The following is a 12,854-nucleotide window of genomic DNA, read 5'->3' as shown; positions in this document are numbered from 1 at the left end:
GTTGGCATCAATAATGGAACCTGATTTTGATTACTGAATTTCTTATTAAAACTAGACGGCATCCAGAGTTATTTATTCTACTGCTGGTTATTGTCATTATTGCCATGTTGGTTATACCACTGCCGACTTATCTGGTCGATTTTCTCATTGGCCTGAATATTGTTATTTCTGCATTGGTTTTCCTGTCGTCTTTTTATATTGACAGAATATTGAGTTTTTCGACCTTTCCAGCCGTACTGCTGATAACCACGCTGTTTAGGTTGGCTCTATCTATTAGCACCAGTCGATTGATACTTAATGATGCTGATGCAGGCGATATTATTGCGACATTCGGCCAGTTCGTTATTGGCGATAATCTGATCGTTGGCTTTGTTATTTTCTCTATTGTGACCATAGTGCAGTTTATGGTCATTACCAAAGGCGCAGAACGCGTTGCGGAAGTTGCCGCTCGTTTTTCTCTGGATGGAATGCCTGGTAAACAGATGGGGATTGATGCCGATCTCCGGGCGGGTTCTATTGATGCAGATGCAGCAAAAGAGCGCCGCAGCGTGGTTGAAAGAGAAAGCCAGCTCTACGGTTCTTTTGATGGCGCGATGAAATTTATTAAAGGTGATGCTATCGCTGGCATTATCGTCATTTTCATCAACTTTATTGGCGGTATGGGCGTGGGCATTAGCCAGCATGGCATGGATATGTCCACAGCGCTGGCGACATACACCATGCTGACTATTGGTGATGGATTAGTGGCTCAAATTCCATCTCTGCTGATTGCTATCAGCGCCGGTTTTATTGTCACCAGAGTCAACGGCGATGGCGATAATATGGGCCAGACCATGATGGACCAGTTATTAGGCAACCCATTTGTGTTGCTGATTGCTGCCATGCTGGCGCTAGGAATTGGCAGTTTACCGGGTTTCCCGTTCTTTATTTTTGCTATTCTCGCCGCAGGACTCAGTGGATTATTCTATTTCAAATGGAGTGAGAAAAAGCGCCATGCAGCTAAAAAGAATGCTCCGGCAGAAATAGCTTCAGGAGAAAAGAATATCGATGCCGAAGGGACATCTCTGGGGCTAATTGGTGATCTGGATAGCGTGGCGGCAGAAACAGTGCCTTTAATCCTATTGGTTCCGACAGCGCAACTGGCCGCATTACAGAAAGCCAGCGTGGTGGAGCGTTATCGGAGTCAATTCTTTATCGATTACGGCATTCATTTGCCTGAAATGATGTTGAAGGCATCGGATAATCTTAGTGCTAATACCGTCGCCATCTTAATAAATGAAATAAAAGCGGACGAATTTAATATTTACTTTGGCCTGCTGCGTATCGTCAACAGTACCGATGAGCTAAAGCAGTTAGGTGTTGAATGCGTTACCCATAATAAAGAAAGTTGGACCGATAGCACTAATCAGGCATCGCTTACACAGCTAGGCTATCAGCTTAGACCGGCAATTGATGAGCTCTATTACTGTCTGTCAGTTTCTCTGGTTCGCCACGTTAATGAGTATTTTGGCGTACAGGAAACCAAAGATTTATTAGATAAGTTAGATAATAAATATCCTGACCTGATGAAAGAAGTCCTGCGTCACGCGACGGTTCAGCGTATTGCCGAGGTATTTCAACGCTTGCTGAGCGAAAAAATATCTATCCGTAATATGAAGATGATTATGGAGTCGCTGGCTTTATGGGCGCCCAGAGAAAAAGACGTGATTGCGTTAGTTGAACACGTACGTACTTCATTATCGCGTTATATATGCCATAAATTTTCACAGGGAGAGACGCTACGCGTTATTAATCTCTCTGCGGAGTTTGAAGAGAAATTACGGCAGGGAATAAGAAATACCTCCGGTGGTTCATTTTTGAATCTGGAACCTGCGGTAGCGGAGGAACTCATTGATGCGCTGACGTTAGCCACAGATAAATTGACAATATCTAATAAAGACATGGTTATTTTATCTTCGGTAGATATAAGGCGATTTGTTAAGCGCTTTATAGATTCTCAGTTTAAAGACTTGGAGGTAATGTCTTTTGGCGAAATCACGGATAGCGTATCTATTGATGTTTTAAGAACTGTCTAATCAACAAGGAGATAATAATGAATCTAGATATTGTAACTTTAATTCGTGACACACTATTGGAAACAGGCTGCGATGAATCGTTATTAAATGATTTCGACGGCCACTCGACTATATCGCTAGATTTTTCAGATCGTGCCAGCATGTTAATTAGCCTGATTGACGATCAGGTCTGGTTATGGTCGCGTATTGGTGAGGAAAATACTCACGTATTAAGTCAAAAAGCTGATGACCTTTTAAAAACTTTAATGGAAGGCTGCGCTTTCACTCCGTCAGGGCAATTACAGTTAGCCACCAATGACGGGTATATCGAATTAAAGGGGCTAGTTAATTCAAGCTATACCGAGACCAGTACTCGATTTGCTGAAGCATTAGATGAGTTCTTTGCGCTGCAAGAAAAGTTTGTGGAAATTCTTCAATAATGAGTGAAATACCATTGATCCGTTATCAGGCTCATCCTTTGCGCCTGAGCGGGCCGATTCTTGAATCGGTTCTGCCAGGGGTAAAGATCGGTGAAATCTGTGAAATACGTCAGCATTGGCAAAGTACCGAGGTGGTTGCTCGTGCCCAAGTGCTGGGATTTAATCGCGATCTGGCGGTACTTAGCCTGATTGGTAACGCCAATGGTTTATCCAGAGATGCCGTGATTAGCCCAACCGGTAGCGCATTGACGGTCGCACTGACCCATTCATTATTAGGTTGTGTATTAGATCCCTCAGGGCAAGTCGTCGAACGATTCTCCGATTCCGCCGCCATATTGGGGCATGAAATTCGCCCCATTGATGCACCGCCACCATCATATTTGCAGCGCGTAGGTATTCGTCAATCGTTTATTACTGGCGTGCGAGCCATTGACGGCTTGATTACCTGCGGGATCGGTCAACGGCTCGGTATTTTTGCTGCGGCAGGCTGCGGAAAAACTACGCTAATGCATATGTTGATCGAGCAGGCAGATGCAGATGTGTTTGTTATCGCACTCATAGGTGAGCGCGGCCGAGAAGTGACTGAATTTACTGATATTTTACGAAGGTCTGGGCGGCAACAGCAGTGCGTGTTGATTTATGCCACCTCGGATTTTTCTTCTTTGGATCGCTGTAATGCGGCTTTAGTGGCTACCACGGTTGCTGAATATTTTCGTGATTCAGGCAAAAAAGTGGTGCTGTTTCTGGATTCAGTTACGCGTTATGCCCGCGCTTTGCGGGATGTGGCATTAGCCGCAGGCGAAGCACCAGCCCGGCGAGGCTATCCGGCTTCGGTATTTGAGGCTTTGCCAAAATTACTCGAGCGTCCCGGCTGTACTCATAGTGGAAGTATCACCGCGTTTTATACCATTTTACTGGAAAGTGATGATGAACCAGATCCAATTGCGGAAGAGATTCGCTCTATTTTGGACGGACATTTTTACCTTAGCCGCAAACTGGCGGCCAAAAATCATTATCCGGCAATTGATATTTTACGCAGTGTGAGTCGTGTAACCGGTCAGGTTTGCCAACCGTCGCATTTACACAGCGCAGCCGAAGTCCGACGGATATTGGCGAAAATCGAAGAATTACAGATTTTTGTGGACCTAGGGGAATACAGCGCCGGAGAAAATGCGGAAAACGATCGCGCTATTCAGCGACGTGATGATTTATTCCGTTGGCTGTGTCAGCCCGTTGAAGAACACGCTGTATTTGAAAATACATTGAGTCAATTGCATGAATTTGCTTCGTAAATTCACTGCACTACTACTGCGCAGTGAAAGCAAAACTCAGCGTCAGGAGCGGATATTAACGCAGCTTGATAGCCGGATACGTGAGTGCCAAAAATCTGTTCAGGCTCTAGACGCTCAACGCAAAGCGGCAACCGGCCTGTTGCACAGTTTGCGCCCGCAGGGGCAGGGACTAAATCGCGCCATGCTGTATGCAGTACAGCGGAAACAGTCCGCGCTTCGTCGCCGAATTGCCAATATTGACCTGGAAAAAGTACAGCAGCTAACGGATCTGAAAAGCTGTGAAGAGGACAGGCAAAAGGCGCAGGTGCAGCGTCTGAGACTCATTCATCAGTCTGATAAATACAAGCATTTGCAAATGCTTGAGCGGAAAGCTCACCGCCAGATGGCCGACCGAATGGAAGAAACCGAAATTGAGGAGATTATTGCATGGAACAAGTAAATAGCGTTTCAGGAGCCAATACGGGGCGAACGGAAAATATCTCCGAAGTTGCGCAACCTATTTCCGATATTGTCAGAAAGAAACAGCAGGAAGAAAAGGGCGAGCGTTTTACCGAGATCGCCGATAAAACCGTTCCGTCTATGCCAACCCTATTATCGCCGCTATTGGCCTTGCAGCTTGGAATTGGTCATAACGCTGACTCTACAACCAAAAAGGCTGAAATAAGCGCGCTGAAAGGATCTAAGCTTCAGGCAACTCATCCGCGTTTGGATTATTTAACTCAGGAAATTCCTGCTAAGCCGATCGCACAGCTTCAGCAAAGGATTCCTGAGCGTCTAACAACGAAAGATATGACAGATAAATCCCTACTGGCTGCTCTACCGACGGGAAAAGAAACAAAAAATATTGAAGTAATAAGAAATCCGCAGCCGTTGCAGAAAAATAGCCATGTCACAGATGCCATACCCGTTGCTTCTCTTGCCCGGTTCCCTAAAGATAAAACCAGCGAGTTTTCTGCCAATGGAGATCGTCAAAATTTAACTGCGCCGAATCATGAAAAGTTAAATATTGTGCAACAGATTGGCGGCAAACCGACATCGACTGATATGACAGCTACTGGAGAGAGTGAAGCTTTATTTCCTCAGTTTAAAAAAGAGGTAAAAGTGGATTCTCTAGCCTCAGATAAAGGGCGCCCTGAATGGTTATATCCGGTACCGAATAAATCAACCCATTCGGTGGTGGATATAGCAACCAAGGCTGCATTGCCTATGGGAAAAACCGATAAGTTTCCACAGCCGCAATCAGGAAATAATGAAATAGAAGGGCCAGGGAAACTCACTTACCGTTTTAAACAATGGGGTGAAGGACATCATGTCAATATTTCAACGCAAACCCAAAATCACTCAGCTCAGGTGGTCTTTCAACCCTCGGACGCCACGGTTCAACAGCGTTTAGGCACTGGAGAAATGCCCCAGCATTGGAGCTTATTGCGTGACGGGGAATCGCAACAGCAGCAGAAACAGCATCAGGAACAACCGACTCAGGACGAGGAGGAAGCTCAGTGATTGGCCGGTATTTTCGTCAAATAAGTCAGGAACAACTTGTCTGGTCACGTGTTGCTGAACATTGGGAACGGCAAGGTATCGACGTGAGTTTTACGATTCCTCCGCAAAATGTTTGCCTGGTGTCATTTGCTACTGATGCCGGTTGGGAAGGCCTTCTTGATTTACGTAACTGGTTTATGCAAATGATGCCAGAACAGGCAGGGTTAGCGACCAGCGCTTTTACCAATGAACAAATTAAAAATTTATTTATCGGATGCTCGCAGCCGATAAATATGGCGTTGCCGGAATTTAGCTATCAATCAATGCAGGATATTGAGATGGTTGAAGATAACAAGCTATTTAATACTCCGTTGTACGCCATAGATACGGATCGCGGTCGAGTATGGTTGACTAAATTTGTTCACGAATCTGTCAATATTCCAGCAAAAAATCAACGGACAGATTTATCCCATCTTCCTTTGCCGATATGTTTTGAAATAGGAAGTAGCAAGGGGAGTTTAAGGTTACTTAATAAATTAATCTGCGGTGATGTTTTACTTATTACTGATGTCAGGCAGCAAGTAACAATTCATGGCAAACATATTAGATATTACCAGCGTAATGGAGATGAAATAATGCTAGAGGAAGCGATGTCAGATATGCCTGTAGAAAACAAATCTCAGGATAACCAGAGTGATGGTAGCCATGACCAAGAAATATCTATGGGTTTGTCCCCTCGCTCTCAAATGCCTGTTCGCTTAACATTTACCTTGCAACAAACTCAGGTAACGGTTGAAGAACTGGAATTACTATATAAAGGACATATTTTCACCTGTGATCCTGATGCGGAAAAGAAAATCATCATTAGCGGTAATGGCCTGGCACTGGCTCGCGGCGAATTAGTTTGGATAGAAGATCGCTTAGGCGTTGAAATAACCGAGATATACCACGAGGCTGGCAATGGAAAATGATGTTTCCCTTGTTGGGCTATTAGCGTTTGCCACTTTACTACCTTTTATTATTGCCTGCGGCACCTGCTATATCAAATTCTCCATTGTCTTTGTTATGGTCAGAAACGCGCTGGGATTGCAGCAAATCCCTTCAAATATGACGCTTAACGGTATCGCGCTGTTGTTATCGATGTTTGTCATGATGCCTGTGGTGCAAGAGGGCTACCACAGTTATCGCGAGAATAATGTCGATATTAGCAGCGTAGAGTCGGTGACTTATTTCGTAGAGAATGGCTTCGAAGGTTACCATCGCTATTTAGAAAAATATTCAGATCCGGAGTTAGCGCGCTTCTTCTCTGATGCGCAGCTAAAAAGGGACGGTGTTAAAAGTGGTAGTGCAGAGGATACCGAAAGGGTTTCTATTTTATCCCTGTTACCAGCCTACGCTCTAAGTGAAATCAAAAGTGCCTTTAAAATTGGCTTTTATTTATATCTACCTTTCGTGGTAGTTGATTTGCTAATTTCCAGTATTTTGCTGGCTTTGGGAATGATGATGATGAGCCCGGTGACCATTTCTGTGCCGATAAAATTGGTGCTGTTTATTGTGCTGGACGGTTGGTCGCTATTGTCTAAAGGCCTAATCACGCAGTATCTGGATCTGGCTCTATAGCTCGGAGGGCTGGAACAATGAATGAACTCGTCTTTGCCGGTAATAAAGCCTTATATCTGATTCTAATGCTTTCCGCTGGGCCAATTGCCGTGGCAACCATCGTCGGATTAATTGTAGGCCTGATCCAAACAGTCACGCAGCTACAAGAACAAACTTTACCCTTTGGTATTAAATTACTTAGCGTCGCGTTATGCCTTTTTTTAGTTTCAGGTTGGTATGGTGATGTATTGTTGGGCTTTGCTCAAGAAGTATTAACAATAGCGTTGAAATAACCTATGCAAATCGGACTGTTTTTTAATATTCACGACTGGCTCTACGCAATGATATTGGCTTCGGCCAGGTTGATGCCTTCTTTTATCCTACTGCCGTTCCTTAATAATAATACTCTAACGGGTATGATCCGTATGCCGGTTGCCATGATTGTGGGGGTGTCATTGTGGCCTTATCCACTCCAGGAACTACCTGATTTTGATACGTTGTTTTATTTCGGGCTGGTTGCAAAAGAAGTTATCATTGGACTATTAATGGCCTGTTTTTTTTGCTGGCCATTATGGGTATTACATGCCGTCGGTAGCATGATTGATAACCAGCGGGGTGCGACGCTAAGTAGTAGCATCGATCCATTAAGTGGTGTCGATACATCAGAACTTGCCAATTTATTTAATTTGTTTGCTGCCGTGATTATATTAGAAAGCGGCGGGCTTTTGCTCATTTCTCAGGTATTTCAAGCAAGTTATCAACTTTGGGACCCACTGTCTTTTACTTTGCCTTCCCTTTATCCAGCGCTAACTTTCCTGAGTATTATGATGGCGAAAGCATTTATTCTCGCCAGTCCGGTTTTGGTCGGCTTTCTATTGGCTGAAGCGCTGTTAGGTTTATTATCCCGTTTTGCCCCGCAAATGAACGCATTTTCGCTGGCGTTGACGATTAAAAGCAGCATAGCGTTCTTTATTCTTATTTTGTATTTCACCCCGATTATTCCAGTCGAGGTCATTAATATGCGCTTTCATGCGGATTCATTATTTGGCTGGTTGAAATAATACGGTAAAATGGACGTTTTATGTCATCAAATAAAACAGAGAAACCCACGCAGAAAAAACTGAAGGATGCGGCTAAAAAGGGCCAATCTTTTAAAAGTAAGGACTTGGTTATCTCATGTCTTATCTTAATTGGTGCCGAGTACATTATTAATATATCGAGCTTTTTAGAAATGGGGAAAATCGTTACCGAAGCCATCGCAAATGGTTTTTCCAGTACCTTCCATGAGTATGCGCGAATGGTGGCATGGACGGGATTAAAGTTATTGCTTCCCTTTTTACTGCTATGCATATTTGCGTCCGTATTCCCGACGTTGTTACAAACGGGATTTCTCATCGCCACTAAAGCACTAAAGATTAATTTTGCAGCGCTTAATCCTGCGAGCGGTGTGAAAAAGCTATTTAGCTTACGGTCAGTTAAAGATGTGATCAAATCATGTTTGTATTTGGTTAGTTTTATCGTTGCCGCAAATATTTTTTGGGAAAAAAATAAAGAGCTCCTTTATTCGCAGGTTAACGGGGCGCCTCAGCAGATTATATTAGTTTGGGGGGTGCTGTTTCACTCGCTGATCCTGATATGTCTCTCTTGTCTGCTTATGGTCATTATTCTGGATGCATTAGCTGAGTTCTTCCTGCACATCAAAGACAACAAAATGGATAAGCAAGAGGTTAAACGGGAAGCCAAAGAGCAGGATGGCAATCCGGAAATGAAATCTAAACGTAAAGAAATACATATGGAAATGTTGTCGGAACAGGTGAAGTCTGACATTGAAAATTCCAAGGTGATCGTGGCTAACCCAACTCACATCGCCGTGGGAATTTATCTAAATGTAGATGTTATTCCAATCCCCTTCATTTCAGTGCTGGAAACCAATCAGCGAGCCATTGCCGTTCGTACTTATGCGAAAAAGGTCGGCATACCAGTAATCGAAGATGTGAAATTAGCCCGACAAATCTTCAAAACTCACCGACGCTATTCCTTTGTCAGTATGGAGGAATTAGATGAAGTACTCCGTTTACTGGCCTGGCTTGAACAGGTTGAAAATGCCTGGAGCAGCGAGGTCCCTAAAGAATAAACATCGTTTTACAAAGATATTTTTCGCTCATTATTTAAGAATTGCCTGTGTTTGAAAGGGGATGAGCGTTCCTTAAATGTAGTTTTTATTTACCCATGATTAAATATCGTTATCGGCAGCAGCATTCACGCGGTAACGAACAACCTAGGAGATAACAAGGTATGACCCAGGAAAATACGATTATTAGCGATGATGAAATTGAAAACATGCTGTGGGCTGCTCTCAATCAGGGTGCCATGCTAAAAGACATTCACGGTGTATCTGATGAAATGATGGAGCATATATATGCTCATGCCTACCAGTTTTATCACAAGGGGCATTTAGACGAGGCTGAAAATTTCTTCAGTTTTCTCTGTATGTATGACTTAAATAATACCGATTACTTTATTGGATTAGGCGCAGTGAATCAGCTGAAGAAAAACTATCAGAAGGCATGCGATCTCTATTCTCTTGCTTATGTGATGGGGAAAGATAATTTCAGCCCGGTATTCTTCAGCGGTCAATGTCAATTATTAATGGGTAATTTTGTTAAGGCCATGCAGTGTTTTGATTTGGTGTGTAAGCGTAGTGACGATGAAAATTTAATTAAAAAAGCGAAAGTTTATTTACAAACTATTCGACAAAACAGGAAAGAAACGAACGAAGAGGCAGATTAAGCCGAAGATCGTTACGTAATTGGAGAAATTATGGCTACGACGAGTGTTAATAATACCCCTATCCAGCTTGCTGGCTATTTGTTAAATGACGCCAGCAATGAAAATATGGCGGCATTAAAGCAAAAAACTCGAATGCTGCCGCAGCAGGGTGGTTCAATTATGGCGGCGGCCAATCAAAAATTGCAGGCAGCGCAAGAATCTGCACGCAATATCATTTCCGCCGGCATTGACCCAACGCTCAGTGGTGATGTTGAAGTTGAGCTGAATAATGCGCTTTTACAGGAAGCTCCAGTCCTGAGAAAAGCGAACAGTAATCTGACTAAAGACGGAGCTCTGTTGCTGTTATTAACTCAAATGCTGAATTTAAGCAGTGAAATGGCATTGAGTAAACTCTCGTCTAACCTTTCCATATTAATGTCTACCCTGGACGCGCGTAAGAAAGAGGGAGAAAAGGCAAATGCCGAGATTGATAAAGCAATGGGCGAGACCGAGCAGGCTTTATCTGAGTTTGAAAATGCGGTAAGCCAATTAGGCTCGGCTAATAAAAATCAATCGCAGAAAAAAGAGCTTCTCGATCAGGCCAAATCAGATCTGGACAAGCTAAAGAGAGAAGGCGTAGAAAAAGACGATCCTCGTTATATTGCCGCGGAAAAGAAAGTCGCTGGCGCGCAGTCCGATCTCAATACGGCAGAGGCGGCAACCAGTAAAGCTCAGGCCGTGGCGGATCAAAAGCAACAAGCGGCCATGAGTCTGCAAACGAAACTTGAAGGGTTAATAAAGGCGGCGGACGTTAAATACAGCGCCGCTTTACCTGGCAACGCAGCTATCGCTGGGCAAATCGATCAGCAGAAAGAAAAACAGCTCAGCAGCATGGCCACCATGACCATGCTGATGGGGAAATTTATTGAAATCGTAGGTGAGAACTCGATCAATAAATTAAAGAATGATTTAGCCATGACGCAAAAACTCCAGGAAGCGCGTCAAAAGGATATGACCAAAAAAGCCGCTGAATACGATGAGCAACTGCGTAAGGCGGAAGAAACGCGCAAGATGACCGGCTGCATTGCTGATATTCTGGGCGGACTAGCCATTGCCATTGGTGCTATTACATCGGTATTTGGCGGCGCCGGAGTAGCATTAATGGCAATAGGTATAGGTTTAATGGTTGCCGACCCTATTATGGAGGCGGCGACGGGACAATCTTTGACTGGCATGATTTTAAATCCATTTATGGAACATATCTTTATGCCATTAATGTCATTAATTTCTAAAGTAGTGGAAGAGATATTTGATAAAACTCCGATTGGTTTATTGCTTAAAGCAATAGATAAAGCCACCGGGGCAAATATGATGGATACCATTCATAGCGTAGTTTCTGCCGCAGTGACCGTTGCGGTTATTATTGCCGTAGCTTATTTTGCTAAGTCAGCGGCTAAGTTTGTCATCGAAAAAATGGGTAAGGCGATGACAAATATGATTATGGAAACGATTAAGAAAACCATCGAGCAAGCGCTGAAAAAACTGGTGCCGAAAGTAGTTAAAAGTGCCGGTAAGCAAGTGAATCAGGTTTTCAAACAAGCGAGCAAAAGCCTGTCCAAGTCACTATCAAAAGATCCGGTAGCATTGAAAAAGCAATTGAATAATATGGAGATGTTACGTAGCGTAACCACCGTTGGCTCTGGCGTGACTCAAACCACCGGCAATATAGTGGCAGGGAATTTACAGGCTGATGCTATGGAGGCGTTAGCGGCATTTAAACTCGGTAGCGCAGATATGGAAATACTGAAAAAATTCTCAGAGCAGATTCTTGCGTATTTTAAACAAGAGCAAACGCTAATGCAGGAGTTGATGAAGAATATGTCCTCGGTACTCCTTAAACAACAAGACACAGGACGTACTATTCTTCGCAATATGCACGTTTAATATCACTCCATAACCTAATAGGTAAATAATATGTCATCATCCATTGGCAGTAATAGTCACAACCTTATTCTGAATTATCCGAATCTAGATATTACAAAAAAAGAATTAAATGGCGATAAAGAGTCAATTAAAAAAAATGCAAATAATACGAATCAGCCGACTGAATCGAATAAATCAACGGCTGAAAATAAAAATGTAAAAACAGAGGGGAAAATTAGCCCTCAGGCGGCGGCGCTGCGAGAACCTCAAGGTGAGATTCAACCAACGGCGAGTAAATTGATGATGGTGGATTTGGCTGAGAAGAGAACCACCGCTGCGGTGAGCCCTGCGGACGACACGCCAAAACCGGCGATTGCCGCACCGACGGTTGAAACCCAGCCAACGCTGTTGCAAGAGCAGCTGAAACATATTACCGGCGTCAGCAATTTCGCTGCTGAACAAACCAAGGCTACCGATGCAGCACAGCCTAAACAGGGCTTTGCCATCACCAATCTTAATAATTCATTTGGTGCCAGATTATCTAATGTCGTGATGCTTGCAGTGAAAGTATTGACTGAAATGCGAGTGGCGGAAAATAAGCTGGGCGGCCATCAGCTAGAGCTTTCGGCTAAAGCGGCGCAAGCCTCTGCCGCACATACTATCCAAAGTGGTAAAGAAGCACGAAATCAAGCGATTACTCAAGGTGTCGTTGGTTTGGCCACCACCGTGGGTGGGCAAGCTCGGGCGATGAAGGGCACCAAAATGTCGAATAAATCGCTTGATGTGTCCAAACAACAGGCTAATTTCCAGAATCAGGCGAACAAAAGTATCAGCGCTCTGAACAAAGTGGGGCCAGGGCAAAAACCTGGCTCTGCCGTACTACAGAATGATAAATCAATTATCGAAGGCGGCGCGATCCACGATAAACAATACAGTGCAACGCTGAAGGGGATCGAAAGCAGTCGCCAAATGAATAATGCGCAAAAAGTCATTGGTCAAGGTAACGCGGCCAGCCAGATGGGCAACCCTATGGGGGCGGTAGCGGCGTCCCAGTTCCAGGTGAATGAGGCTGAAGAGAAAGCCGGCGCGGCGATTCAGGAAAATGAGAAATCCGTCAAGCAGGAAACCCATGCTGAATCAGTCAAACGTAGCGACCGTGATAAGCAATTGCTGAATTTGCTGATGAATATGCTGTTCCAAACGGTAACGGCAAAAAATGAAACGATCAGCAGCATGATCAATAACAAAGTGTAGTTGCTAAGCCCCCGGAGTTTTGGGGGCGATTTTTCATATGT

Annotated in this window: 13 protein-coding genes; all 13 read left to right on the top strand. The window is 44.0% G+C overall.

Annotated elements, in window-relative coordinates; all coding sequences use genetic code 11:
- Nucleotides 1-26 precede the first annotated feature (26 nt).
- The 13 genes from ACQ4OC_RS14590 to ACQ4OC_RS14530 all read left to right on the top strand — a co-directional run bounded on the left by ACQ4OC_RS14590 (nucleotide 27) and on the right by ACQ4OC_RS14530 (nucleotide 12,813).
- Nucleotides 27-2,075 carry an EscV/YscV/HrcV family type III secretion system export apparatus protein gene (locus tag ACQ4OC_RS14590; protein ID WP_064517781.1) on the top strand — a complete coding sequence of 683 codons (2,049 nt, stop codon included), beginning with the start codon at nucleotides 27-29 and terminating at the stop codon, nucleotides 2,073-2,075.
- A 17-nt stretch (nucleotides 2,076-2,092) separates the two neighbouring features.
- A complete protein-coding gene (spaK, locus tag ACQ4OC_RS14585; RefSeq protein WP_084414357.1) occupies nucleotides 2,093-2,494 on the top strand; it encodes a hypothetical protein in 402 nt (133 codons plus the stop codon).
- The gene (gene sctN, locus ACQ4OC_RS14580) at nucleotides 2,494-3,786 is read left to right on the top strand and encodes a type III secretion system ATPase SctN (protein WP_064517786.1); all 1,293 of its coding nucleotides are present in this window, start codon (nucleotides 2,494-2,496) and stop codon (nucleotides 3,784-3,786) included. Before spaK ends, sctN begins: the two co-directional genes overlap by 1 nt.
- The gene (locus ACQ4OC_RS14575; protein ID WP_064517789.1) at nucleotides 3,770-4,225 is read left to right on the top strand and encodes a hypothetical protein; all 456 of its coding nucleotides are present in this window, start codon (nucleotides 3,770-3,772) and stop codon (nucleotides 4,223-4,225) included. The genes sctN and ACQ4OC_RS14575 overlap by 17 nt, the downstream gene beginning before the upstream one ends.
- Nucleotides 4,213-5,289, top strand: coding sequence for a type III secretion system needle length determinant, SpaN/EivJ family (locus ACQ4OC_RS14570; RefSeq protein WP_430971298.1), 1,077 nt, complete (start codon nucleotides 4,213-4,215; stop codon nucleotides 5,287-5,289). The genes ACQ4OC_RS14575 and ACQ4OC_RS14570 overlap by 13 nt, the downstream gene beginning before the upstream one ends.
- A complete protein-coding gene (locus ACQ4OC_RS14565) occupies nucleotides 5,286-6,239 on the top strand; it encodes a FliM/FliN family flagellar motor switch protein (RefSeq protein WP_430971297.1) in 954 nt (317 codons plus the stop codon). The genes ACQ4OC_RS14570 and ACQ4OC_RS14565 overlap by 4 nt, the downstream gene beginning before the upstream one ends.
- Entirely contained in the window at nucleotides 6,229-6,888 is a 660-nt protein-coding gene (locus tag ACQ4OC_RS14560) for an EscR/YscR/HrcR family type III secretion system export apparatus protein (protein ID WP_064517796.1), read from the top strand. Before ACQ4OC_RS14565 ends, ACQ4OC_RS14560 begins: the two co-directional genes overlap by 11 nt.
- A gap of 17 nt (nucleotides 6,889-6,905) precedes the next feature.
- Entirely contained in the window at nucleotides 6,906-7,160 is a 255-nt protein-coding gene (locus ACQ4OC_RS14555) for an EscS/YscS/HrcS family type III secretion system export apparatus protein (RefSeq protein WP_049596341.1), read from the top strand.
- A gap of 3 nt (nucleotides 7,161-7,163) precedes the next feature.
- On the top strand, nucleotides 7,164-7,928 hold the full coding sequence (gene sctT / locus ACQ4OC_RS14550) for a type III secretion system export apparatus subunit SctT (protein ID WP_064517798.1): 765 nt from the start codon (nucleotides 7,164-7,166) through the stop codon (nucleotides 7,926-7,928).
- A 20-nt stretch (nucleotides 7,929-7,948) separates the two neighbouring features.
- Entirely contained in the window at nucleotides 7,949-9,001 is a 1,053-nt protein-coding gene (locus ACQ4OC_RS14545; protein ID WP_064517800.1) for an EscU/YscU/HrcU family type III secretion system export apparatus switch protein, read from the top strand.
- 161 nt (nucleotides 9,002-9,162) lie between these two features.
- Entirely contained in the window at nucleotides 9,163-9,657 is a 495-nt protein-coding gene (sicA, locus tag ACQ4OC_RS14540) for a type III secretion system translocator chaperone SicA (protein ID WP_064517803.1), read from the top strand.
- A 30-nt stretch (nucleotides 9,658-9,687) separates the two neighbouring features.
- Nucleotides 9,688-11,580 carry a type III secretion system translocon subunit SctE gene (gene sctE / locus ACQ4OC_RS14535; protein ID WP_064517805.1) on the top strand — a complete coding sequence of 631 codons (1,893 nt, stop codon included), beginning with the start codon at nucleotides 9,688-9,690 and terminating at the stop codon, nucleotides 11,578-11,580.
- A gap of 30 nt (nucleotides 11,581-11,610) precedes the next feature.
- Nucleotides 11,611-12,813, top strand: a complete 1,203-nt coding sequence (locus tag ACQ4OC_RS14530; RefSeq protein WP_064517807.1) for a hypothetical protein — start codon at nucleotides 11,611-11,613, stop codon at nucleotides 12,811-12,813.
- Nucleotides 12,814-12,854: the final 41 nt, after the last annotated feature.

This window comes from Yersinia sp. J1 (assembly GCF_050586585.1).
In the GTDB taxonomy this organism is placed as follows: Bacteria; Pseudomonadota; Gammaproteobacteria; order Enterobacterales; family Enterobacteriaceae; genus Yersinia; species Yersinia entomophaga.
The sequence above is the reverse complement of the archived record's forward strand: the minus strand, read 5'-3'. Positions and strand labels throughout refer to the sequence as shown.

Bases quoted from the DNA above. Each gene is read 5' to 3' on its own strand.
- ACQ4OC_RS14570 (WP_430971298.1), top strand. From the start codon at position 4,213: ATGGAACAAGTAAATAGCGTTTCAGGAGCCAATACGGGGCGAACGGAA.
- ACQ4OC_RS14575 (WP_064517789.1), top strand. From the start codon at position 3,770: ATGAATTTGCTTCGTAAATTCACTGCACTACTACTGCGCAGTGAAAGC.
- sctN (WP_064517786.1), top strand. From the start codon at position 2,494: ATGAGTGAAATACCATTGATCCGTTATCAGGCTCATCCTTTGCGCCTG.
- ACQ4OC_RS14555 (WP_049596341.1), top strand. From the start codon at position 6,906: ATGAATGAACTCGTCTTTGCCGGTAATAAAGCCTTATATCTGATTCTA.
- sctT (WP_064517798.1), top strand. From the start codon at position 7,164: ATGCAAATCGGACTGTTTTTTAATATTCACGACTGGCTCTACGCAATG.
- spaK (WP_084414357.1), top strand. From the start codon at position 2,093: ATGAATCTAGATATTGTAACTTTAATTCGTGACACACTATTGGAAACA.
- sctE (WP_064517805.1), top strand. From the start codon at position 9,688: ATGGCTACGACGAGTGTTAATAATACCCCTATCCAGCTTGCTGGCTAT.
- sicA (WP_064517803.1), top strand. From the start codon at position 9,163: ATGACCCAGGAAAATACGATTATTAGCGATGATGAAATTGAAAACATG.
- ACQ4OC_RS14560 (WP_064517796.1), top strand. From the start codon at position 6,229: ATGGAAAATGATGTTTCCCTTGTTGGGCTATTAGCGTTTGCCACTTTA.
- ACQ4OC_RS14545 (WP_064517800.1), top strand. From the start codon at position 7,949: ATGTCATCAAATAAAACAGAGAAACCCACGCAGAAAAAACTGAAGGAT.
- ACQ4OC_RS14530 (WP_064517807.1), top strand. From the start codon at position 11,611: ATGTCATCATCCATTGGCAGTAATAGTCACAACCTTATTCTGAATTAT.